The sequence below is a fragment of the Streptomyces sp. NPDC043996 genome, assembly GCF_056435225.1.
Window position 1 is genome coordinate 464930 of sequence record NZ_JBWKEY010000007.1, and the last position, 22183, is coordinate 487112.

Sequence of the window (22183 nt, forward strand, 5' to 3'; positions counted from 1 at the left end):
GTCCACGTCCGCCCCGCCATCGCGACCCGGACACCCGGCCCGGATACACGGAGACAACGGTGCATTTCCACGACTCGATGATCAGTCTCGTCGGCAACACCCCGCTGGTGAGGCTCAACAACGTGACGGAGGGCCTCCAGGCCACCGTCCTTGCCAAGGTCGAGTACTTCAACCCGGGCGGCTCCGTGAAGGACCGCATCGCGCTGCGCATGATCGAGGCGGCAGAGGCCAGCGGCGAGCTCCGCCCCGGCTCCACCATCGTCGAGCCGACCAGCGGCAACACGGGTGTCGGCCTTGCCATCGTGGCCCAGCAGAAGGGCTATAAGTGCGTCTTCGTGTGCCCGGACAAGGTCAGCACCGACAAGATCAACGTGCTGCGCGCGTACGGCGCCGAGGTCGTCGTCTGCCCGACGGCCGTCGACCCCGAGCACCCGGACTCGTACTACAACGTCTCCGACCGCCTGGTCCGTGAGATCCCGGACGCCTGGAAGCCGGACCAGTACTCCAACCCCAACAACCCGCTGTCCCACTACCACTCCACCGGACCCGAGCTGTGGGAGCAGACGGAGGGGAAGATCACCCACTTCGTCGCGGGCATCGGCACCGGCGGCACCATCTCCGGCACCGGCGGCTATCTGAAGGAGGTCTCCGGCGGCAAGGTGAAGGTCGTCGGCGCCGACCCGGAGGGGTCGGTGTACTCGGGCGGCTCCGGGCGGCCGTACCTGGTCGAGGGCGTCGGTGAGGACTTCTGGCCGACCGCCTACGACCGGAACGTGACCGACGACATCGTCGCCGTGTCCGATAAGGACTCCTTCCAGATGACGCGGCGCCTCGCCAAGGAGGAGGGGCTGCTCGTCGGCGGCTCCTGCGGCATGGCGGTCGTCGCCGCGCTGCGCGTCGCGGAGGGCCTCGGTCCGGACGACGTCGTGGTCGTGCTGCTCCCCGACAGCGGCCGCGGCTACATGAGCAAGATCTTCAGCGACGAGTGGATGAACGACTACGGCTTCCTGGAGGAGGCCGGTGACCAGCCGCGCGTCGGCGACGTCCTGCGCCGCAAGGAGGGCGGCGAGCTGCCCTCGCTCGTCCACATGCACCCGGAGGAGACCGTCGGCGAGGCCATCGAGGTCCTGCGCGAGTACGGCGTCTCGCAGATGCCCATCGTCAAGCCGGGCGCCGGGCACCCGGACGTGATGGCCGCCGAGGTGATCGGCTCGGTCGTGGAGCGCGAGCTGCTCGACGCGCTGTTCGCGCAGCGCGCCTCGCTGCACGACCCGCTGGAGAAGCACATGTCGGACCCGCTGCCGCAGGTCGGCTCCGGTGAGCCCGTCGCCGACCTGATGCAGGTCCTCGGCACCGCCGACGCGGCGATCGTCCTCGTCGAGGGCAAGCCCACCGGCGTGGTGAGCCGCCAGGACCTGCTGGCCTTCCTCGCGGAGCAGCAGAGCGGCTGAGCGGCTGAGCGGCCGCGGGGCTCTCGGGCGGCCGGCGGGCCGGTGGGGCGGGACTTCGCGGAACTGGTACGGGGCCGACACGTGCGCGCAGCACCCGCTTAACACGGCTCCGGCACCGTAGGGGATGTCGGCGGCAGGGCTTCCGGAGCGGCTCCCGGACCCCTGCCGCGCGCTCAGGACGCGAGTGCCGGCCTTGACCTGGCGCCCGTCCCCCGCGGGGGCTGCCGTCGTCCCGCCCTCCGGCTCGGCCGGGGGTGCGGCAGCCCCCCTCTGGCCCCTGGGCCTTGACCAGCCCTATCGCCGCGGTTGCTGGCCCCTGGGCCTTGACCAGCCCTATCGCCGCTGCGCGGCTCGCCCTCAAACGCCGGGCGGGCTTAAATTCCTCGCCCGGATGCTTCTAGTCGTCCCAGTCGGTGGTGCGCGATCGGGGGCGGAGGAACGGGAGGAGGCCGGTGCCGCGTGCCGCGTGTACGGCGTTGACGCCGACGATGCCGAACCACGTGACGAAGAGCCCCGGAAGGCCCGCGTTGACCACGCCGATCGCCGAGAGGGGGACGGCGAGGATCAGCGAGACGATGCCGAACCCGAAGCGCTCGCCCCAGGAGTCCACGCCGCCGGAGGGATCGCGGGCGCCCCGGGCCACGATCATCTGCTGCTCGGCCAGGTGACGCCGCATCCGGCGGTCGATCGTGCCGTCGAGGCGCTGCTCGACCTTTTCGAGGAACGAGTCGACCAGCGCCGACTCGTACTCTTCGCCGAGGTCCTTGCGCGCGTGCAGGGCGGCGTCGAGTTCTTTCTTGAGTTCGGCGTCACGTGGGGCTTCCATACCCCTCACGGTACGCAACGCGCCCCCGGGCGGCAGTGGGGCTAGCCCCCCATTGCGGCCTGGGCCAAGCCCCCCGTCAGGCCCCTGGGCTCGGCACCCGCGCCCGCACCCGCGCCGCGCTCGCGCGGCTGCTTGCCTGGCTGTATAACTTCATGCAGAGTTCTTAGTGCCTGAATAGTTCGTCAATGCCCTGGGCATGGGGAGAGCGATGTCCACTCGCACGGTGCGGCCGACCGCCGCCGATGTGCCCGCCGTGCCCGCCGCGCCCGATGTGCCCGTCGTCGTGCTCGACGGGCTCGGCATGCCGGTCGCCGACGTCGTGCGCCTCGCCGACCGCGCGGCCCGGCCCGTCCCCGGCACCGACGCCCTCAAGCGCGTCGAGGAGTCCTGGGACGCCGCCCGCCGCATCGCCTCCTGGGGCCGCGTCTACGGCCGCTCCACCGGCGTCGGCGCCAACCGCACCGAGGACGTCCCCACCGAGGCCGCCGCCGACCACGGTCTTCGCCTGCTGCGCTCCCACGCGGGCGCGATCGGCGCCGAGCTGCCCGCGCGCGAGGTCCGCGCCATGCTCGCGGTGCGCGCCAACCAGCTCCTCGCGGGCGGCGCGGGCCTGCGCCCCGGCGTCGTCACCGCCCTGTGCGAGGCCCTGGAGACCGGCACCTGCCCCCAGGTCAACGAGTTCGGCTCCGTCGGCACCGGCGACATCGCCGCCCTCGCCCAGCTCGGCCTCGCCCTCGCGGGCGAACACCCCTGGACGGACGGCGGGACGCCCCCCGCGCCCCAGGCCCTCGACAACAACGACGCCCTCGCCCTCATCAGCAGCAACGCCCTCACCCTCGGCCAGTCCGCGCTCGCCCTGCACGAGCTGCGCGGCCTGATCCAGGCCACCCAGGTCGTCGCCGCCCTGTCCCTGCTCGCCGTCGACGGCTCCCACGAGCCGTACGCCCTGCCCGTCCACGAGGCCCGCCGCCACCCGGGCAGCCGCGAGGCCGCCGCCCGCACCCGGCTCCTCCTCGGCGCCGCCGACCGGCCCGCGCCGCCGCTCGGCCGCATCCAGGACCCGTACGGATTCCGCTGCCTCCCGCAGGTCCACGGGCCCGCGCACGACGCCGCCGACGCCCTGGAACAGGTCCTCACCGTCGAGATCAACGCGGCCGCCGAGAACCCCCTCATCTCGCCCGCCGATCTGGCCGCCTACCACCACGGCGGCTTCTACCTGGCCCAGCTCGCCCTCGCCCTGGACCACTTCAGGCTCGCCCTGACGCAGGTCGCGCGCCTGTCCACGTCCCGCCTCTCCAGCCTCAACGAACCGGCCCTCACCCGCCTGCGGCCCTTCCTCGCCGACGCCGAGCCCGCCTCGTCCGGCGTGATGATCCTGGAGTACGCGGCCGGGGCCGCCCTCGGTGACCTGCGCGCCTTCTCCGCGCCCGCCTCCCTCGGCCACGCCGTGCTGTCCCGGGGCGTCGAGGAACAGGCCAGCTTCGCCTCGCTCGCGGCCCGCCAGACGCTGCGCGCCCGCGCGGCCTTCCGGCTCGTGGTCGGCTGCGAACTGGTCGCCGCGGTACGGGCGTTGCGGCAGCGCGAGCTCAGGATCGACCCCGGACTTCCGGTCGCCCGGGCCCTGGAACTCGCCGGTGACGTCCTGGAAGCGGACGTCGCCGACCGCCCGCTGACCGATGATGTGACGGCGGCGGCCCGCCTGCTCGACCGGTTCACCGAGCTGTGGGAAGGGCTCGACGCGGGCTCGGGGAGGGGTACGGCATGAAGGAGTCCGGCATGAGTGACAGTCCAGCGGCGCGGCTGCAGGTGCTCTTCGAAGGGCACCGCCTCACACCCACCCAGCGGCGCATCGCCCACTGCATGGTGCGCCGCGCCGCCGACGCGCCCTTCCTCTCCAGCGTCGAACTCGCCGAACTCGCGGGCGTCAGCCAGCCGTCCGTGACCCGCTTCGCGGTCGCCCTCGGCTTCGACGGCTACCCCGCGCTCCGCCGCCACCTGCGCGACGTGGCCCCGGCACAGGCGGCCGCCGAAGCCACCGCCAACGAGTACCAGCAGGCCGTCCAGGCGGAGATCGAGAACCTCCGCCACCTCGCGGACCTGCTCGCCGACCCCGGCCCCGTGGAGCGCGCGGGCCAGCTGCTCGCCTCCTCGCGGCCGCTGCCGGTGCTCGGCCTGCGCGCCGCCGCCTCCCAGGCGTACGGCTTCTCGTACTTCGCCGCGAAGGTCCACCCCGACGTGCGGCTCCTGGACGAGAGCGGCTCCATGCTCACCGACCGCCTGGACGCGGCCGCGCGCGCCGGAGCCACCGTCCTGCTCTGCTTCGCGCTGCCCCGCCACCCCAAGGAGGTGGTCGACGCCCTCGGCTACGCCAAGGGCGCGGGCCTCACCGTCGTCACCGTCGCCGACTCCGCGTTCGCGCCCGTGGCCGCGCACAGCGACCTGCTGCTGCCCGCCGCCGTCGGCACCGGCCTCGCCTTCGACACGGCGTGCGCGCCGATGCTGCTCGGCCGGGTGCTCCTGGAGGCCATGTGCGACGCGCTGCCGGACGCGCAGGCCCGCCTGGAGGAGTTCGACGTACGGGCGGCCGAACGGGGCCTGTTCGCGGAGTGACGCGCCGCCTCAGACGACGCGTACGCCCCGCTGCCACACGTGCGACACCAGCGGTACGCCCGGCCGGTACGCCAGGTGGACATGGCTCGGCGCGTCGAGCAGCACCAGGTCGGCGCGGGCGCCCGGCGTAAGACGGCCGACGTCCGTGCGGCGCAGCGCCGCCGCGCCGCCCGCCGTCGCCGCCCACACCGCCTCGTCCGGGGTCATCCCCATGTCCCGCACCGCGAGCGCGACGCAGAACGGCACCGACGACGTGAACGACGAACCCGGGTTGCAGTCCGTCGAAAGGGCCACCGTCACGCCCGCGTCGAGCAGCCGCCGGGCGTCCGGCCACTCGGCGCGCGTGGAGAACTCCGCCCCCGGCAGCAGCGTGGCCACCGTCGCGCTGTTCGCAAGCGCGTCCACGTCGGCGTCCGTGAGGTGGGTGCAGTGGTCGGCGGACGCGGCGTCCAGCTCCACGGCCAGCCGCACGCCCGGGCCGTACGTCAGCTGGTTGGCGTGCACGCGCGGGTGCAGGCCCTTCGCCTTGCCCGCCGTGAGGATCGCCCGTGCCTGGTCCCCGTCGAAGGCGCCCTTCTCGCAGAACACGTCGATCCACCGCGCGTGCGGCGCGCACGCCTCCAGCATCTCGCCCGTCACCAGCGCCACGTACGCCGCCGGGTCGTCGGCGTGGTCCGGCGACACGATGTGGGCGCCCAGGTAGGTGACCTCGTCGGTGTGGCGGGCCGCGATGCGCAGCGCGCGGGCCTCGTCGTGGGTCGTCAGGCCGTAGCCCGACTTCGTCTCGAACGTCGTCGTGCCCTGGCGCAGCGCCTCCCGCAGATAGCGGGTGACGTTCGCCTCCAGCTCGTCGTCCGTGGCGGCGCGGGTGGCGGCGACCGTGGTGCGGATGCCGCCCGCCTCGTAGGGGCGGCCCTCCATGCGGGCGTTGAACTCGCGGGTGCGGTCGCCCGCGAACACCAGGTGCGAGTGGGAGTCCACGAAGCCGGGCAGCGCCGCCTGGCCCTGCGCGTCGTGGGCCTCGTCCGCCGGGGGGGCCTTGGCGGCCGGGCCCGCCCATGCGACGCGGTCTCCGTCCAGGACGACGGCGGCGTCCTCGATGACGCCGAGGGGCCCCTCTCCGAGGGCGGGGTCATTGGTGACGAGGCTGGCGATGTTGTGGATGAGGGTGGTGGTCATGGGGGGTGCCTCTCTGGGTGCGGGTGATGTGCCCTCGCGGGACGCCCCAGACCCGCCCCTTCCCGATCCTGGGGCTCCGCCCCAGACCCCGCTCCTCAAACGCCGGAGGGGCTAGAACTGTCGCAGCCACGGCCGGGAGATCCAGCCTGTCCGGCGTTTGAGGACGAGGCGCGAAGCGCCGATGCTTTTCGGGGGTGGCAGGGGGCGGAGCCCCATGGTTCGGGAAGGGGTGGGTCTGGGGCGTCCCACGCGGGGCTAGTGCCAGGTTGGCACCGCTCGGGCCAGGGCCGACGGCACGTCGGCGATCGAGGTGTGCGCGCCGTCGCGGACGACGTGGCGCCCACCGACCACGGTGTGCCGCACGTCCGAGGCCCCCGCCGCGAACACCGCGACCTCCGCCCCGAGCCGGGGCACCGCCCCCGCCGTACGGACGGAGTCGAGCGCGACGGTGGTGAAGTCGGCGAGCCGCCCCGGCTCCAGGGCGCCGGCCTCGGGCCACCCCAGGGCCGCGTGCCCGTCGGGGGACGCGGCCCGCAGCAGCGCCGCCGCCGTCCAGTGGCCCCGCGTGTGCGTCCGCAGCCGCTCGTTCAGCTCCATGGCCCGCGCCTCTTCGAAGAGGTCGATGACGGCGTGGCTGTCGCTGCCGAGGGACAGGGGGCTGCCCGCGCGCTGGAGGGCGGCGGCGGGCCCGATGCCGTCGGCGAGGTCCCGCTCGGTGGTGGGGCACATGCAGGTGCCGGTGCCCGAGCCGCCGAGCAGCGCGATGTCCTCGTCCGTCAGGTGCGTGTTGTGGACGCCGGTGGTGCGCTCCCCGAGCACCCCGTGGTCGGCGAGCAGCCGCGTGGGCGTGCACCCGTGCGCGGCGAGGCAGGCCTCGTTCTCGGCGGTCTGCTCGGAGAGGTGGACGTGCAGCGGGGCGCCGCGCGAGGCGGCCCACGCGGCCACGGTGCCCAGCTGCCGCGCGGGCACGGCCCGTACGGAGTGGATCGCGGCGCCGACGCGGGCGTGCTCGCGGTCCTTCAGGAGCGAGGCCCGCTCCGCCCAGGCCTCGGCCGTGCCGTCGGAGAAGCGCAGCTGGTGGCGGTTGGGCGGCTCGCCCTCGGTGGCGCCGCGCAGGCCGGAGGCCACGTAGGCGGTGTCGAGGAGCGTGATGCGGATGCCCGCGTCGGACGCGGCGGCGATGAGGGCCTCGCCCATCGCGTTGGGGTCGGCGTAGGGCGTCCCGCCGGGCGCGTGGTGCAGGTAGTGGAACTCGCCGACGGCGGTGATCCCGGCGAGGGCCATCTCGGCGTACGTCGCTCGCGCGAGCGCGAAGTAGCTGTCGGGGGTGAGCCGGTCGGCCACGGAGTACATGACCTCGCGCCACGTCCAGAACGTGCCGCTGCCGACCTGCACGGTCGAGCGCAGCGCGCGGTGGAAAGCGTGGGAGTGGGCGTTGGCGAGGCCGGGCAGGGTCAGGCCGCGCAGGACCGTCGCGCCCGGCGGCGGGGCCTCGACGCCCGTGCGGACGGCGGCGATCCGCCCGTCCGCGCCGACGTCGAGGGCCACGCCCGGCTCCACGACCGGGTCCAGCCAGGCGTGCTCCGCCCAGTACGTCCGCGTCATCGGCACGCCAGTCCCTCCAGTACGTCGGCCAGCGCGTGGACCCCGGCCACGCAGTCGTCCTCCGCCGCGAACTCGGCGGGGGAGTGCGAGACGCCCGTGGGGTTGCGCACGAACAGCATGGCGGTGGGGACACGGGCCGAGAGGATGCCCGCGTCGTGTCCGGCGCCCGTGCCGAGCACCGGGACCTCGCGGCCCGTGCGGTCGCGCAGGAGCGCCCCGAGCTCGTCGCGCAGCGCGTGCTCGAACTCGATGACCGGGGTGAAGGACTCGCGGACGACGGCGAGGTCGACGCCGTGGCGGTCGGCGTACTCGTGGGCCGCCTTCTCGACCGCCGTCACCACCGTGTCCAGCGTGTCCTGGTCGGCGGCGCGCGAGTCCAGCCAGCCGCGCACCAGGGACGGGATGGCGTTCACGCCGTTCGGCTCGACCGCGATCTTGCCGAAGGTGGCGACGGCGCCCGCGAGCTCGGCCTCGCGGCGGGCCGCGAGGACCGTCTCCGCGTAGCTCAGCATCGGGTCGCGGCGGTCGACGAGGCGGGTGGTGCCCGCGTGGTTGGCCTCGCCCCGGAAGTCGAAGCGCCAGCGGCCGTGCGGCCAGATGGCGCTGGCGATGCCGACCGCGTCGCCGGACAGGTCAAGGGCCCGGCCCTGTTCCACGTGCAGCTCCACGAACGCGCCGATCCGGGCGAGGCGTTCGGGGTCCGCGCCGATCGCCGACGGGTCGTACCCGGCGGCCTCCATTGCCTCGGGAAGGCGTACGCCGTCGGCGTCCCGCAGCTCGTACGCCTGCTCCTTGGTGAGCTGCCCCGCCGTGAGCCGGGAGCCCACGCAGGCGAGGCCGAAGCGGGCGCCCTCCTCGTCGCCGAAGTTGGTGAGGGCCAGCGGCCGGGTGAACGTGACGCCCCGGGAGCGGAGCTCGTCGAGGGCCGCGAAGGCGGACACGACGCCGAGGGGGCCGTCGAAGGCGCCACCGTCGGGGACGGAGTCCAGGTGGGAGCCGGTGACGACGGCGTCGCCCCGCGCGGGGTCGCCGAGCCAGGCCCACTGGTTGCCGTTGCGGTCGGTCTCGTACGCCAGGCCCCGGGACTCGGCCTGCTCCTGGAACCAGGTGCGGCAGTCGGCGTCGGCACCGGTCCAGGCGTGGCGGCGGTAGCCGCCCGTCTCCGGGTGGCGGCCGATGGGGCTGAGGTCGGCCCACATCTGCTGGAAGGAGGGGGGAAACGCCGGACGGGGCGCTGGATTTTCAGCCCCTCCGGCGTTTGAGGAGCGGGGGTCCGGGGGCAGAGCCCCCGGCTCGGGACGGGGCGGGTTGGGGGAGATCCCCTCTTGCGGCGTGCTCACTCGCCCTCCCGCATCGGCACCCGGACACCGCGCTCCGAGGCCACCGCGTCAGCGGTCTCGTACCCGGCGTCGACATGGCGGATGACGCCCATCCCGGGGTCGTTGGTGAGGACCCGGCGGATCTTCTCGCCCCCGAGCTTCGTGCCGTCGGCCACGCTCACCTGGCCCGCGTGGATGGAGCGGCCCATGCCGACGCCGCCGCCGTGGTGGAGGGAGACCCAGCTGGCGCCGGAGGCGACGTTGACCATGGCGTTCAGGAGGGGCCAGTCGGCGATGGCGTCGGAGCCGTCGAGCATGCCCTCGGTCTCGCGGTAGGGGGAGGCCACCGAGCCGCAGTCGAGGTGGTCGCGGCCGATGGCGAGGGGCGCCTGGAGCTCCCCGGAGGCCACCATGTCGTTGAAGCGCTCGCCCGCGCGGTCGCGCTCGCCGTAGCCGAGCCAGCAGATGCGGGCGGGCAGGCCCTGGAAGTGGACGCGCTCGCTGGCCATCTTGATCCAGCGGTGCAGGGACTCGTTCTCGGGGAACAGGTCGAGGATCGCCTTGTCGGTCTTGTGGATGTCCGAGGCCTCGCCGGACAGGGCCGCCCAGCGGAAGGGGCCCTTGCCCTCGCAGAACAGGGGGCGGATGTAGGCGGGCACGAAGCCGGGGAAGGCGAACGCGCGGTCGTAGCCCGCGAGCTGGGCCTCGCCCCGGATGGAGTTGCCGTAGTCGAAGACCTCGGCGCCCGCGTCCATGAAGCCGACCATGGCCTCGACGTGCCGGGCCATGGATTCGCGCGCGTGCTGGGTGAAGCCCGCCGGGTCCTTGGCCGCGTACGTGGCCATGTCGTCGAAGGCCACGCCGACCGGGAGGTAGGCGAGCGGGTCGTGGGCCGACGTCTGGTCGGTGACGATGTCGACGGGGGCGCCCTCGGCGAGCATCCGGGGAAGGAGTTCGGCGGCGTTGCCGAGCAGGCCGATGGAGAGCGGGCGGCGGGCGTCGCGGGCCTCGGTGGCGAGCTGGAGCGCGTGCTCCAGGGAGTCGGCCTTCACGTCGAGGTAGCGGTGCTCGATGCGGCGTTCGATGGCGCGCGGGTCGCAGTCGATGCAGATCGCGACGCCGTCGTTCATGGTGACGGCCAGCGGCTGGGCGCCGCCCATGCCGCCGAGCCCGGCGGTCAGGGTGATGGTCCCGGCGAGGGTGCCGTTGAACTTCTTGGCGGCGACGGCGGCGAACGTCTCGTAGGTGCCCTGGAGGATGCCCTGGGTGCCGATGTAGATCCAGGAACCGGCCGTCATCTGGCCGTACATGGTGAGGCCGAGGGCCTCCAGGCGGCGGAACTCCTCCCAGTTCGCCCAGTCGCCGACCAGGTTGGAGTTGGCGATGAGCACGCGCGGGGCCCACTCGTGGGTCTGCATGACGCCGACCGGGCGGCCGGACTGGACGAGCATCGTCTCGTCCTGCTTCAGGGTCTTGAGCGTGCGCGTCATCGCGTCGAAGGAGCGCCAGTCGCGGGCCGCCTTGCCGGTGCCGCCGTAGACGACGAGCTTGTCGGGGTGCTCGGCGACCTCGGGGTCGAGGTTGTTCTGGAGCATCCGCAGGGCGGCTTCCTGCTGCCATCCCAGGGTGCTCAGTTCGGTGCCGCGCGGCGCTCGTACGGGGCGGGGTCCTGACATGGCGGTGCCTCCTCCGGGTTGTGACCTTGTTATTCACATCCTCGGTTGGTGAATAGCTCTAGTCAATAGCGCGGTAGGGCCCCCGGGCGCGGCGCCCGGGTGATTGTGTGGATCACATGAGCCTCGATGACGCGACGGTTCCCGGCCCCACCGTCGACCCCACAAGCCCCCCGGGCGCGGAGGCCGCCGCCCGCCGCGACCAGGCCGTACGCGCCGCGATCGAGCAGGGGCTCGTCAGCCCCGAGCACCCGCTCGCCGGCCTCATCGACGTCACCGGCGTCCGCGCCGCCGCCACCGCCCTGCGCGCCGCCTTCGCCGGGGTCACCCCGCCCGGCACCCCCGTCCTGCACGCCTTCGCGGTGAAGGCGACGCCCCTGGTGCCCGTCCTGCGGCTGCTGCACGAGGAGGGCATCGGCGCCGAGGTCGCGAGCCCCGGCGAGCTGGCCCTGGCCCGCGCCGCCGGGGTGCCGCCCGCGCACACCGTCCTCGACTCGCCCGCCAAGACCCCTGCCGAGCTGCGCGAGGCCCTCGCCCTCGGCATCGCCGTCAACGCCGACAACCCCCAGGAGCTGGCCCGCCTCGACGCCCTGGTGCGCTCGGCGCCCACCGGCTCGCCCCTGGGAATCCGGGTGAACCCGCAGGTCGGCGCGGGCTCCATCGGTGCGCTCTCCACGGCGACCGCGACCTCCAAGTTCGGTGTGGCGCTGCGCGACGACGGCGCCCGCGAGTGGCTCGTGCGGGCCTATCTCGACCGCCCCTGGCTGACCCGTGTGCACGCCCACACCGGCTCCCAGGGCATCCCTCTCGACCTGCTCGTACGGGGCGTCGCGGCGGTCTTCGAACTCGCCGAGGAGATCAACGCCCGCGCCGGGCGCCGCCAGGTCGACACCCTCGACATCGGCGGCGGCCTGCCCGTCAACTTCGACTCCGACGAGGCGAGCCCGACCCACGGCGCCTACGCGCGCCTGCTCAAGGAGCGCGTCCCCGGCCTGCTCGACGGGCGCTACGGCCTGGTCACCGAGTTCGGCCGCTCGCTGCTCGCCAAACAAGGGGTGCTGCTCGCCCGCGTCGAGTACGTCAAGGAGGCGGGCGGGCGCCCCATCGCGCTGACCCACGCGGGCGTCCAGGTGGCGACCCGCACGGTGTACGCGCCCGAGTCCTGGCCGCTCAGGATCGCCGCGTACGACGCCAAGGGCCGCCCCAAGCAGGGGCCCGCCGTCGGCCAGGACATCGCGGGCCCGGCCTGCTTCGCGGGCGACCTGCTCGCCGCCGACCACCCGCTGCCGCTCCTGGAGGCGGGCGACCACGTGGCGGCCCTGGACACCGGCGCCTACTACTTCGCCCAGCACTACTCGTACAACAGCCTGCCCCGGCCCGGGATCCACGGCTTCGCCGCGCGCGGGGACGGCACGGTCCGGTTCGCCACCGTGCGCGCTCCGCAGCCGGTGGCGGAGCTGGTCGCGGAGGCGGGCGGCGGCGAACCGGACGCGCTGAGCGGGTGGTGAGGGCCGGGGCGTGGGCTCTGAAATTCCTCAACTCGGGCATCGTCCCGGCGTGTCCCGGGCAAGAGCACCTTCTCAAGTTCCCAGTCACGCTCGGGGGAGGCTCCTGTGACGACGTCAGGAACGAGCAGCGGCACCACATCGACGCCCGCCGAAGAACCCGGCCTGCGCCGCGTCCTCGGCCCCAGACTGCTGATCCTCTTCGTGATCGGCGACATCCTCGGCACCGGCATCTACGCCACCACCGGCAAGGTCGCGGGCAAGGTGGGCGGCGCGCTGTGGCTGCCGTTCGTGATCGGCTTCGTGGTCGCGATCCTGACGGCCGCGTCGTACGTGGAACTGGTCGGCAAGTACCCGAAGGCGGCCGGTGCCGCGCTGTACACGCAGAAGGCCTTCAAGGTCCCCTTCCTGACCTTCATCATCGCGTTCATGGTGATGTGCTCGGGCCTGTCGTCCGCGAGCGCGGCCGCCCGCGCCTTCAGCGGTGACTACCTGAGCGAGCTCACCGGCGACGCGCTGCCGCCGACGCTCGTCGCCATCGCCTTCCTCCTCGCGCTCGCCGCGCTGAACCTGCGGGGCGTGTCGGAGTCGGTGAAGACGAACGTGGTCCTCACCGTCGTCGAGCTGACCGGCCTGCTGATCATCCTCGGGATCGGCGCGTGGGCGGTCCTGTCCGGCGACGGTCAGCCGGGGCGGCTCACCGAGTTCGAGGGGGACGGCACGGGATACGCGCTGATGACGGGCATCCTCGGCGCCACCGCGCTCGGCTTCTTCGCGTTCGTCGGCTTCGAGGACTCGGTGAACATGGCCGAGGAGACCAAGGACCCCACCCGCACCTTCCCGCGCGCGATCTTCCTCGGCGTGGCGGTCACCGGCACGATCTACGTCCTGGTCGCCCTGGTCTCGTCCCTGCTCGTCGACCACAAGACCCTGGCGGGCTCCAGCGGTCCGCTCCTTGAGGTCGTGAAGGCGGGCGGCGTCGACTTCCCGCACAAGCTCTTCGCCCTCATCGCGCTGTTCGCGGTCACCAACTCCGCCCTCATCAACATCATGATGGCGTCCAGGCTGTGCTACGGCATGGCCAACGAACGCATCCTGCCCCGGGCCATGGGGCGCGTCCTCGCGCGCCGCCGCACCCCCGTCGTGGGCATCGCCTTCGTGTCCCTGCTCGCCGTCGGGCTCGTCTCCACCGGGGAGATCGAGGGGCTCGGGGACACCACGGCGTTCCTGCTCCTGTGTGTGTTCGCCGTGGTCAACGTGGCCGTGCTCGTACTGCGCCGGGACCCGGTCGAGCACCGGCACTTCCGGGCGCCCACGGCCCTGCCGGTCCTCGGCGCGATCACCGCCCTGATCCTCGCCAGCCCCCTCGCGGACCGGCCCGCCGACGTCTACATCCGCGCCGGGGTGCTCCTCGCGATCGGCATCGCGCTCTGGGCGGTGAACAAACTGGTCCTCCGGGCGGGCTAGAGAGAACGTTCTAGCCCGCCCGGTGTTCGGAGTCCCAGCCCGTCCGGCGTTGGAGGACGAGGCGCGCGGCGCCGAAAGGGGGAGCCACGGGGCGCCCTATTCCTCGACCGTCAAGCCCCGGCGCAGCCGTACCAGCGTCCGTGACAGCAGTCGCGACACGTGCATCTGCGAGATGCCCAGCTCGTCGCCGATCTCGGACTGCGTCATGTTCGCCACGAACCGCAGCGCGAGGATCTTGCGGTCCCGTGGCGGCAGGTCGGCGATCAGCGGCTTCAGGGACTCCACGTACTCGATGCCCTCGATGCCGTGGTCCTCGTAGCCGATGCGGTCGGCGAGGGCGCCTTCGGAGTCGTCGTCCTCGGGCTGCGCGTCGAGCGAGCTCGCGGTGTAGGCGTTGGACGCCGCCATGCCCTCGACGACCTCGTCGTGGGAGAGGCCGAGGCGCTCGGCGAGCTCGGCCACCGTCGGCGCGCGGTCGAGCTGCTGCGCGAGCTCGTCGCCCGCCTTGGCGAGGTCGAGGCGGAGCTCCTGCAGGCGCCGCGGCACGCGCACCGACCACGACGTGTCGCGGAAGAAGCGCTTGATCTCGCCGACGATCGTCGGCATCGCGAAGGTGGGGAACTCCACGCCGCGGCTGAGCTCGAAGCGGTCGATGGCCTTGATCAGGCCGATCGTGCCGACCTGGATGATGTCCTCCATCGGCTCGCTGCGGGAGCGGAACCGGGAGGCGGCGAACTTCACCAGGGCGAGGTTGAGTTCGACGAGGGTGTTGCGCACGTACGCGTGGGCGTGCGTGCCTTCTTCGAGGGATTCCAGCCGCTCGAAGAGAGTCTTGGAGAGGGCTCGCGCGTCGAGGGGTCCCACCTCGTCGAACGGGGGGATCTCGGGGAGCCCGGAGAGGCACTCGGGCCGTTCACCGGCGCCCGACGGGTCTTCGGCGGCCGGCGTCCTTGCTTCTTCGGCGGAGCCCGGAAACGGGGTCCGGGTACGGTTCGGCGGGGGTGTCGACGTCGCCTGGTCAGTACGCGATTCGTCGAGCCGGGGTGACATGGTCTCCTCCATCGTTCTCGGCATATGGCTGCCGATGCCACTACGTGCACTGCGGTGTGCGGCGCCTCCATAGCCGTCCGGGTCGGGTGATGTCCCTTCTACCCCTACCCGCTCCCGCGCCGGAGTCGCAAGTGCGGTCCATGGCGAAATGTCCGAATTCGGGGGGATGTTCGGCTGTCCCGGGGCGTAGGGAAGGCGTAATGTTCAAGGGCGTCATCGCGCGCCCACGGCGCGCGTCGGAATCAGCCCACGACGGTCGGAAGAGAGTGACGGAATGGACCGCGGGACGGTCGGCAGCGCACACAGGGGTCGGCTTCTGGTCGAAGTCCGGACAGAGGGCCGCAGCGCCGTCGTGACCCCGGCGGGTGAGCTCGATCACCACACCGCCGAACTGCTCCGGGAGCCCCTCGAAGGCTGCGTTGACGAGGGATTCGCACGGCTCGTGGTCGACTGCTCACAGCTGGAGTTCTGCGATTCCACCGGGCTCAACGTGCTCCTCGGGGCCCGGCTGAAAGCCGAGGCGGCCGGTGGCGGCGTCCATCTCGCGGGGATGCTGCCGGTGGTCGCCAGGGTCTTCGAGATCACCGGGGCCGACGCCGTCTTCACGGTCCACGAGACGCTCGACGCGGCGCTCGCCGACTGAGTGGCGGTGGCTCTCCGTGGGGGATGCGAGGAGCGCGAAGGGCGACCTGGTGTGCGACGCGAAGCGTTATGCGCCGGTTGCCCCCGTGTGATCAATGCGTTATCAGGGTCACACGGTTCCTGCCGAATCCATGGGTGTTCGCACGGTTCGGCCGGGCAGAAGTCACCCCAGAATCCGTCGTCGGCCGGGCACCGGCCGGATCTCGGATTCGAACGTCAGATCAACGTCAGAAACGGCAAGCGGCCAGGGAGCGGCCGGGCGGGGGGTTCCGCCGGGGCTCCCGGAACCCGTCACTTGTCCAGAGTCTCTTGTCGGTGAGGTGAAGTGCTGATGAGCGCCACCCGGCCTTACTCGCCGGGCGACCGTGGCCCGGATTCGGAGGCCGCCGTCGCGGACGCTCCCGCGCGCGCGGCCACCCCCGGGTCCGGGGGCCGCCAGGTCCGCAGGCTGCGCCTGGACGGCGCGAGCGGCGTCGTGCCGCTCGCCCGGGACTACACCCGCGAGGCGCTGCACGCCTGGGGCTGGCTGCCCGCGGCGACCGCCGACCGGCGGGCGGCGGCGGAGGACGTCCTGCTCGTCGTCTCCGAGCTGGTGACCAACGCCTGCCTGCACGCCGAGGGCCCCGACGAGCTCTGGCTCTCCTGCGACAACGCCAGGAAGGTGCTGCGCGTCGAGGTCTCCGACCGCGGCGCGGGCCAGCCCGCGCCGCGCACGCCCCACCGCGCCGGGCGCCCCGGCGGGCACGGGATGTTCATCGTGCAGCGGCTCTGTCTGGACTGGGGGGTCGTACGGACCTCCGGCGCCACCGGCAAGACGGTGTGGGCGGAGCTGGGGGCGCCGGGCTAGGGCCGGGGCGGCGCGCGCCGCCCGCCGTTCACCTCTGCCGCGAAGGACGCGCTGGATCTCCACGGATCCGGCGCGTCCTTTGTCTTCCCTCGGCAAGGTCCCGGGCGTACCTTGAGCGCCCGATCTGATGTGCCGTCAGCAAATCCGCACGCGCGGCACGGACCCGCCCGCACCACGGCATGAGGGGACATCGAGGTGTCGTACCAGAGGAAACCCGCCGCGCTCGTGGTCACCGCCGCCCTGGCCGGATCGGCACTGCTGCTCGCGGCACCCGCCGCGCGGGCCGAGGTCAGGGACGTGGACTACCAGTGCAAGACGCCCATCGGGAACAAGGGCGCCGTCTCGCCGATCGACATCAAGAGCGTGAAGAGCGGCGGCGGCTACAAGCTCACGATGTCCTTCAAGAAGGGCGTCTCCTCCAGCCCCGTCGAACTCGGCAAGGGCGCCATGAAGCCGAGCGCCGTGATCAAGCTGGGCGGCGCGGAGAGCGGCACCGTCGCGGTGTCCGGGCCCGCGAACGCCGAGGCGATTCCGGCCAATACCCCCATCAAGATCAGTGATTTGTCGGGTACGTACAGGCCGAAGAAGTCCGGCGAGGTCACCTTCACCGCCGGGGTCCTCACCATCAAGGCGCTCAGTACGACGACGACGTGTACGCCCGCGAACAACCCCAAACCCTCCCTGACCCTCAACGTGAAGGGGTCCGGAGGGTCCGCCGACACGGGCTCGGGCGCCGGTACGAACGCGGGCTCCGGGCCCTCGGGCTCAGGTTCCGGTTCGGGGGGCACGGCCTCCGGCGGCGAGGACCTGCCGCGGACCGGGCCCGCGGACTCCGCCATCGCGCTCGGCACGCTCGGCGGCACGGTGCTGCTCGCGGGCGCGGCCGGGGTGCTGTGGCTGACGCGGCGTCACCAGGCGCCGCGCTGACGGCGCGGGCGCGGGTGCGGGCCATGCGGGCCATGCGGACCATGCGGTCCTGCCGGTGCGCACGGGCCCTTGCCGCGGCGGCCGTGCTGCTCGCGTGCGGCGCCGCACCGGCGCGGGGCGCGCCCGCGGCGGACGCCGACTGGTCCCTCACCGCGGCCGGTTCCGCGCGGCCCTCGCTGTACGCGGAGGGCGCCCCCGGCGCCGTACTGGAGGACGAGGTGTCCGTCACGAACCGCGGCCCGAGGCCGCGCACCGTGACGCTCCACGGCACGGGGGCGCGGATCGCCTTCGCCGAGCGGAAGGTGACGGTGCCGCCGCGGACGCGGGCCGACGTGCCGTTCACGGTGACGGTGCCGCGCGGCGCCGTGCCCGGCGACCGCTCCGGGGCGGTGGTGGCGCGCGGCGGCGGCCGGGAGGCACGGGTGCCGCTGCGGCTGCGGGTGAGCGGCCCCGCCCTGGCCGCGCTCACGGTGGAGCGGGTGCGGATCGACGCCGACGGCGGGCGCATCGCGTACGACCTCGTGAACCGGGGCAACACGGTGCTCGCGCCGCGCATCGCGGTACGGGCCGACGGCGTCTTCGGGGAGCTGCTCGACCGCGCGCCGCGACGGCTGCCCGTACGGGTGGAGCCCGGGCGCCGGATGTCCCTCAGCGAGCCGTGGCCGGGCGTGCCCGCGCTCGACCTGGTCGACGTCCGCCTGACGGCCACGGCGGCGGGCGGCGCCCGGGCCGAGGCCACGACGTCCGCGCGCCTCGTGCCGTGGCCCGCTGTCGCGGGCACGGGCGCCGCGGTGGTCGCGGCCCTCGCCTGGTGGGTCGGGCGGCGCCGGGGGCGCCGGGGCGGGGACGGGGTGCGGGCGCCGCGGGAGCCGACGGCCGCCGGAACGGGAGGCAAGCCGTGAACAGTCAGCGCAGGGGGCCGCGCGCCCACGCCGTCGCCCTGGTGCTCGCGCTCCTCGGCTTCACCGCGGCCGCACCGGGCACCGCGGCCGCCGAGCGGTCCGCCGCCGCGCGGCCCAAGCCCAGTGTCACCCTCTCCTCGTCCCAGGCGGGGGCCGGCGGTTCGGTCACCGTGCGGGGGAGCGGGTGGCGGCCGAAGGCGCTGCTTATGGTGCTGGTGTGCGGGCAGGCGACGCCCGCCGCCGGCGTGCCCGGCGGCACCAACTCCTGTGCCAACGCCCAGGGGCGCACCGTCACCACTGACGGCGAGGGTGCCTTCCGCCGGAAGCTGCCGGTCGCCGAGCCGCCCGAGCCCTGCCCGTGCGTCGTGCACGTCGCCACGGCGACCGGCGCGAAGGCGGCCGCGGACGCGCGGTTCACCGTCGCGGGGCACCCGGTGAAGCCGCTGCCGAAGCGGGGCGGCGGCCGTCTCACCGTCGTCACGGGCACCCGGCTCGACGGGTCGAGCGGCGTCCTGACGTGGTTCGGCGCCCCGCCCTCGCGGCGGCTTGTGTTCACGGTGGGCAACATGGGCACCGCGCCGGTCAAGGACCCCGTCTTCCAGGTCGGCACCTCCCACGGCGTGTTCGCGCCGCGCTGGGAGGAGCAGCGGTGGCGCGGCACGGTCGCGCCCGGCGGCAAGGCCCGGATCAGCCTGCCCGTCGAGCTGGTCGCGGGGGCCCACGGCGACTACGTGGTCTCGCTCCGGTACGGCGGCCGGGTCCTGGCCGAGCAGCCGTGGGGAGTCGGCAGGCCCTGGGGGGTCACGCTGTTCTGGGTGCTGCTGTGCGTCGTCGTGCCCGCGGCCGTCTTCCGCGTCGGCATGGCGGTCGTCGACCGCTTCCGCCCCGACCGGGGCCGCCGCGCCCCGGGCCGTCACCGCACCCGCCGCCCCGGCGCCCGGCCCGCCCCCGAGGGTGACGCCGCCACCGCTCTGCCCTGGTTCGCCCCGGACACCGATCCGGGGGCACCGGCGGGACAGCTCGCCGCGCCGTCCGACAACGGCCCCCCGACGAAAGGAAAGCCGTGACAGGCGAGCCGGGGAAGACGAGGCACCGGAGCGCGAGAGCGGGCGGAGCACCACCCCGTACGAGACGGAGGTGGTCTGGAGGACCGTCGAGGCCGCGTCGACCAGGGGACCGTCCCGGTCCAGGGCCCTCTCAACAAGGAGCCCATCAAGGCCGGTGACCCGATCGCCGTCCCGGACCTGACCGGCACCTACAAGCCGGGCGCCGACGGCAGGTCGACGCTCTCACCGGGCGTCCTCACCGTGAAGGCGCTCGGGACCATCACCACGTGCACGCCCGCGAAGACCGCGGTGTCCCTGGAACTCGACACCTCCGCACAGCCGGGCGGCGCGGTGTTCACGTTTCTGCGCCGGGTACGGCGCCACTAGCCAGCGCTCAGCGGCCCCGCAGCCACGCCAGGACGTCCGCGGCGAGCCCCCGCTCCTTCAGGAGCAGGCCGCCGTGGGCCGAGCCGGGGAGCGTGCGTACGGTCACGTCCCGCAGCCCGGCCGCGCGCTGCGCCGACGCGAGGTCGGCGGAGTGCGCGGGCGGGACGAAGTCGGCCGCCGAGTGCACCAGGTACAGCGGCGCGTCCCGCGCGCCCGAGGCGTGCGCGGCGGCCGCCATGTCGCCCCACCGCTCCCAGCAGCGCTTGCCCGCCCGGTCCGGGTCGCATCCGGCGAGACGTTTCGCCGCCCGCGCGAGGGAGCGCCGCTCGGCGCTCGCGCCCGGCCGCGTCCCGTCCCGCCACGCGCGGTAGGGCGAGGCCACGGGGGAGAGGGCGACCACGCCGCGCGTGTACGCCCGCCCGTCGCCGTACGCGCCGACGCTCAGCGCCAGGTGCCCGCCCGCCGACGAGCCGAGCAGCAGCGGCCGCTGTGCCCCGGGGCCCTGCCTGCGGGCGATCCAGCGCAGCGCGGCGAGCACGTCGGCGCGCTGCGCGGACCACACCGCGTCCGAGGAGAGGCGGTAGTCGGTCTCGTACACGGTGAAGCCGCGCGCGGCGAACCAGCGCGACCAGCCGCTCCAGTCCGTGTCGCGGGCCCAGGAGCCGCCGTGCAGGACGACGAGGGCGGGGCGCTCGCCGGGCCGCTCGGCGCCGTGCACGGTGACGGTCTGGCGCGCGTGCGGCCCGTACGAGAGGACGGGGGCCCGCGGGGCCTCGGGCACCGCCTCGGCGGCGGCGCTCGACGAGAGCAGCGCTCCGCCCAGGGCCAGGGCGAGCAGGCTACGGCGTACGGTCATGGGCCGATGGTCCACCGCCCCGCGCGGCGGCGGGGCCCGGAACGCCGAAGGCCACCGCACCGGGTGGTGCGGCGGCCCTCAGTTCGTACGCGTGCGGACGCGCGGTGTCAGTTCACGTCGCCCATGAGCGCCTTGACCTTCTTGCGGTACATGTAGACCGCGATGCCCGCGATGACCGCGAGGGTGGCCTCCATGGCGACCACGCCGGTCTTGTTGAGGTCGACGCCCGCCGTGGAAAGCAGGCCGGTGGTGCAGTCACCGGCGGTCACGGCGAGGAACCAGACGCCCAGCATCTGCGAGGCGTACTTCTGCGGGGCCATCTTCGTGGTGACGGACAGGCCGACCGGGGAGACGCACAGCTCACCGACGGTGTGCATGAAGTAGATCGCGACCATCCAGTACGCGCCGACCTTCTGGCCGTCCGCCGCCATCGTGAGCGGGATCAGGAAGACGAAGAACGACGCGCCGACCACGACCAGACCGGAGGCGAACTTCGTGACCGTGCTCGGCTCCTTGCCCGTGCGGTTCAGCGCCAGCCAGATCCAGGCGACGACCGGGGCCAGGGCCATGACCAGGACCGGGTTGACCGACTGGTACCAGGAGACCGGGAAGTCGAAGCCGAGGATCGACGTGTCCGTGGAGTTCTTGCCGAACAGGGCCACGGTGGACGCGCCCTGGTCGTAGATCATCCAGAAGACGGCGGCGGCCACGAAGAACCAGATGTAGGCCGTCATCTTGGACTGCTCGACCTGGGTCAGCTCCTTGTCGCGCTTGATGCGCGCGAGGACCCAGATCGGGATGATGAGACCGGCGATGGTGATCGGGACGATGGCCCAGTTCAGGGTGTAGACACCGGTGCCGACCGCGACGCCGTAGAAGACCACGGCGGCGATGACCCACAGCATGGCCTTGCGCACCAGGCCCATCAGCTCCGGCTTCGCCACCGGCTTCGGCACGACGCTGCTGCGCTCGCTCAGGTGGCGGCCGCCGAGCAGGAACTGCACCAGGCCGAGGCCCATGCCGAGGGCGGCGAGGGCGAAGCCCAGGTGCCAGTTGACCTTCTCGCCGACGGTGCCGATGGCGAGCGGCGCGATGAAGGCGCCCAGGTTGATGCCGATGTAGAAGACCGTGAAGCCGCCGTCGCGGCGGGGGTCGTCCGGGCCGTTGTAGAGGTGGCCGACCATCGTGGAGATGTTGGCCTTCAGGAGGCCGGAGCCGATCGCCACGAGGACGAGGCCGAGGAAGAACATCACCTGGCCCGGCAGCGCGAGCGTGATGTGACCGGCCATGATCACCAGGGCGGCGATCGTGATCGTCTTGCGCGGGCCCCACAGGCGGTCCGCGAACCAGCCGCCCGGCAGGGCGAGCAGGTACACCATGGCCATGTAGATCGAGAAGATCGCCGTGGCCGTGGCGGCGTTCATGTCCATGCCGCCGGGTGCGACCAGGTACAAGGGGAGCAGGGCCTTCATGCCGTAGAAGCTGAAGCGCTCCCACATCTCGGTCATGAAGAGAGTGGCCAGGCCGCGGGGGTGGCCGAAGAAGGTCTTCTCGGAGCCAGGAGCGCTGGCCGAGTCCTTCGTCAGGCTGGACGCCATGGGTCGATCCTCGGGGGTGTCGGGACGCGCGCGGCTGAGGGCCGTGGGCGCGCCCGGTGGGGGGCGGTCGGCACCGGCGCCGTTCCGCCCGCCCCCTCGCCTGACGGGGGTTTCGTTCCGCTGCGCGGAGCCGAGGGGCGGAGACACCGAGATCCACACCCCGGGACGCATCGTCGCGTGCGGGGCCCGACCACAGGTCATTCCTTCCGGGCTGGTGAACACCAGCCCGCACACAGAAGAGACCTTCAGCGCGTGCGGCCGAAGGTCTTCGAGTGCTGCTACAGGCTTCTCGT

18 protein-coding genes and 1 pseudogene are annotated in these 22183 nt (G+C 73.5%); 11 read left to right on the forward strand and 8 right to left on the reverse strand.

From position 1 onward, the window contains the following. Positions 1 to 59 precede the first annotated feature (59 nt). Entirely contained in the window at positions 60 to 1451 is a 1392-nt protein-coding gene (locus AC07A4_RS21325; RefSeq protein WP_478600886.1) for a cystathionine beta-synthase, read from the forward strand. A 397-nt stretch (positions 1452 to 1848) separates the two neighbouring features. Here AC07A4_RS21325 and AC07A4_RS21330 read toward each other — a convergent pair whose 3' ends face one another. Next, a complete protein-coding gene (locus AC07A4_RS21330) occupies positions 1849 to 2277 on the reverse strand; it encodes a hypothetical protein (RefSeq protein ID WP_478600888.1) in 429 nt (142 codons plus the stop codon). 301 nt (positions 2278 to 2578) lie between these two features. Between AC07A4_RS21330 and AC07A4_RS21335 the strand changes: the two genes are divergently transcribed. Then, positions 2579 to 4042, forward strand: coding sequence for an aromatic amino acid ammonia-lyase (locus AC07A4_RS21335; protein ID WP_478601081.1), 1464 nt, complete (start codon positions 2579 to 2581; stop codon positions 4040 to 4042). A gap of 11 nt (positions 4043 to 4053) precedes the next feature. After that, on the forward strand, positions 4054 to 4887 hold the full coding sequence (locus tag AC07A4_RS21340; RefSeq protein WP_478600891.1) for a MurR/RpiR family transcriptional regulator: 834 nt from the start codon (positions 4054 to 4056) through the stop codon (positions 4885 to 4887). A 9-nt stretch (positions 4888 to 4896) separates the two neighbouring features. Here AC07A4_RS21340 and hutI read toward each other — a convergent pair whose 3' ends face one another. The 4 genes from hutI to hutU form a co-directional block, all read right to left on the reverse strand. Next, positions 4897 to 6066, reverse strand: a complete 1170-nt coding sequence (gene hutI, locus AC07A4_RS21345; protein ID WP_478600894.1) for an imidazolonepropionase — start codon at positions 6064 to 6066, stop codon at positions 4897 to 4899. A 255-nt stretch (positions 6067 to 6321) separates the two neighbouring features. Beyond that, on the reverse strand, positions 6322 to 7671 hold the full coding sequence (locus tag AC07A4_RS21350) for a formimidoylglutamate deiminase (protein WP_478601083.1): 1350 nt from the start codon (positions 7669 to 7671) through the stop codon (positions 6322 to 6324). After that, positions 7668 to 8870: an allantoate amidohydrolase gene (locus AC07A4_RS21355; protein WP_478600896.1), complete on the reverse strand. Its 1203-nt coding sequence runs from the start codon at positions 8868 to 8870 to the stop codon at positions 7668 to 7670. The genes AC07A4_RS21350 and AC07A4_RS21355 overlap by 4 nt, the downstream gene beginning before the upstream one ends. Positions 8871 to 9007: 137 nt before the next feature. Next, complete coding sequence (hutU, locus tag AC07A4_RS21360; protein ID WP_478600899.1) at positions 9008 to 10666, reverse strand: urocanate hydratase; 1659 nt, start codon at positions 10664 to 10666, stop codon at positions 9008 to 9010. A 116-nt stretch (positions 10667 to 10782) separates the two neighbouring features. On the opposite strand from hutU, the gene AC07A4_RS21365 reads away from it, so the two are divergent. Continuing rightward, a complete protein-coding gene (locus tag AC07A4_RS21365; protein WP_478600902.1) occupies positions 10783 to 12171 on the forward strand; it encodes a type III PLP-dependent enzyme domain-containing protein in 1389 nt (462 codons plus the stop codon). A 105-nt stretch (positions 12172 to 12276) separates the two neighbouring features. Beyond that, a complete protein-coding gene (locus tag AC07A4_RS21370) occupies positions 12277 to 13635 on the forward strand; it encodes an APC family permease (RefSeq protein WP_478600905.1) in 1359 nt (452 codons plus the stop codon). Between the two features lie 96 nt (positions 13636 to 13731). Here AC07A4_RS21370 and AC07A4_RS21375 read toward each other — a convergent pair whose 3' ends face one another. Next, positions 13732 to 14697, reverse strand: coding sequence for an RNA polymerase sigma factor SigF (locus AC07A4_RS21375; RefSeq protein WP_478600908.1), 966 nt, complete (start codon positions 14695 to 14697; stop codon positions 13732 to 13734). A 262-nt stretch (positions 14698 to 14959) separates the two neighbouring features. On the opposite strand from AC07A4_RS21375, the gene AC07A4_RS21380 reads away from it, so the two are divergent. From AC07A4_RS21380 to AC07A4_RS21405, 6 genes and pseudogenes are all read left to right on the forward strand, one after another. Further along, entirely contained in the window at positions 14960 to 15328 is a 369-nt protein-coding gene (locus AC07A4_RS21380) for an STAS domain-containing protein (RefSeq protein WP_478600910.1), read from the forward strand. A 330-nt stretch (positions 15329 to 15658) separates the two neighbouring features. Next, positions 15659 to 16174 (forward strand): ATP-binding protein, encoded by a 516-nt coding sequence (locus AC07A4_RS21385; RefSeq protein WP_478600913.1) that lies wholly within the window; start codon positions 15659 to 15661, stop codon positions 16172 to 16174. Between the two features lie 195 nt (positions 16175 to 16369). Next, a complete protein-coding gene (locus tag AC07A4_RS21390) occupies positions 16370 to 17101 on the forward strand; it encodes an LPXTG cell wall anchor domain-containing protein (protein WP_478600915.1) in 732 nt (243 codons plus the stop codon). Next, the gene (locus AC07A4_RS21395; RefSeq protein WP_478600917.1) at positions 17068 to 18003 is read left to right on the forward strand and encodes a COG1470 family protein; all 936 of its coding nucleotides are present in this window, start codon (positions 17068 to 17070) and stop codon (positions 18001 to 18003) included. The genes AC07A4_RS21390 and AC07A4_RS21395 overlap by 34 nt, the downstream gene beginning before the upstream one ends. Then, positions 18000 to 19070, forward strand: coding sequence for a hypothetical protein (locus AC07A4_RS21400; protein ID WP_478600920.1), 1071 nt, complete (start codon positions 18000 to 18002; stop codon positions 19068 to 19070). Before AC07A4_RS21395 ends, AC07A4_RS21400 begins: the two co-directional genes overlap by 4 nt. 90 nt (positions 19071 to 19160) lie before the next feature. Beyond that, a pseudogene (locus AC07A4_RS21405) lies at positions 19161 to 19400 on the forward strand (hypothetical protein); the annotation flags it as partial. Positions 19401 to 19443: 43 nt separating this feature from the next. Here AC07A4_RS21405 and AC07A4_RS21410 read toward each other — a convergent pair. Then, positions 19444 to 20292, reverse strand: coding sequence for an alpha/beta hydrolase family protein (locus AC07A4_RS21410; protein WP_478600923.1), 849 nt, complete (start codon positions 20290 to 20292; stop codon positions 19444 to 19446). Positions 20293 to 20399: 107 nt separating this feature from the next. Beyond that, positions 20400 to 21890 carry a peptide MFS transporter gene (locus AC07A4_RS21415; RefSeq protein WP_478600925.1) on the reverse strand — a complete coding sequence of 497 codons (1491 nt, stop codon included), beginning with the start codon at positions 21888 to 21890 and terminating at the stop codon, positions 20400 to 20402. Positions 21891 to 22183: the final 293 nt, after the last annotated feature.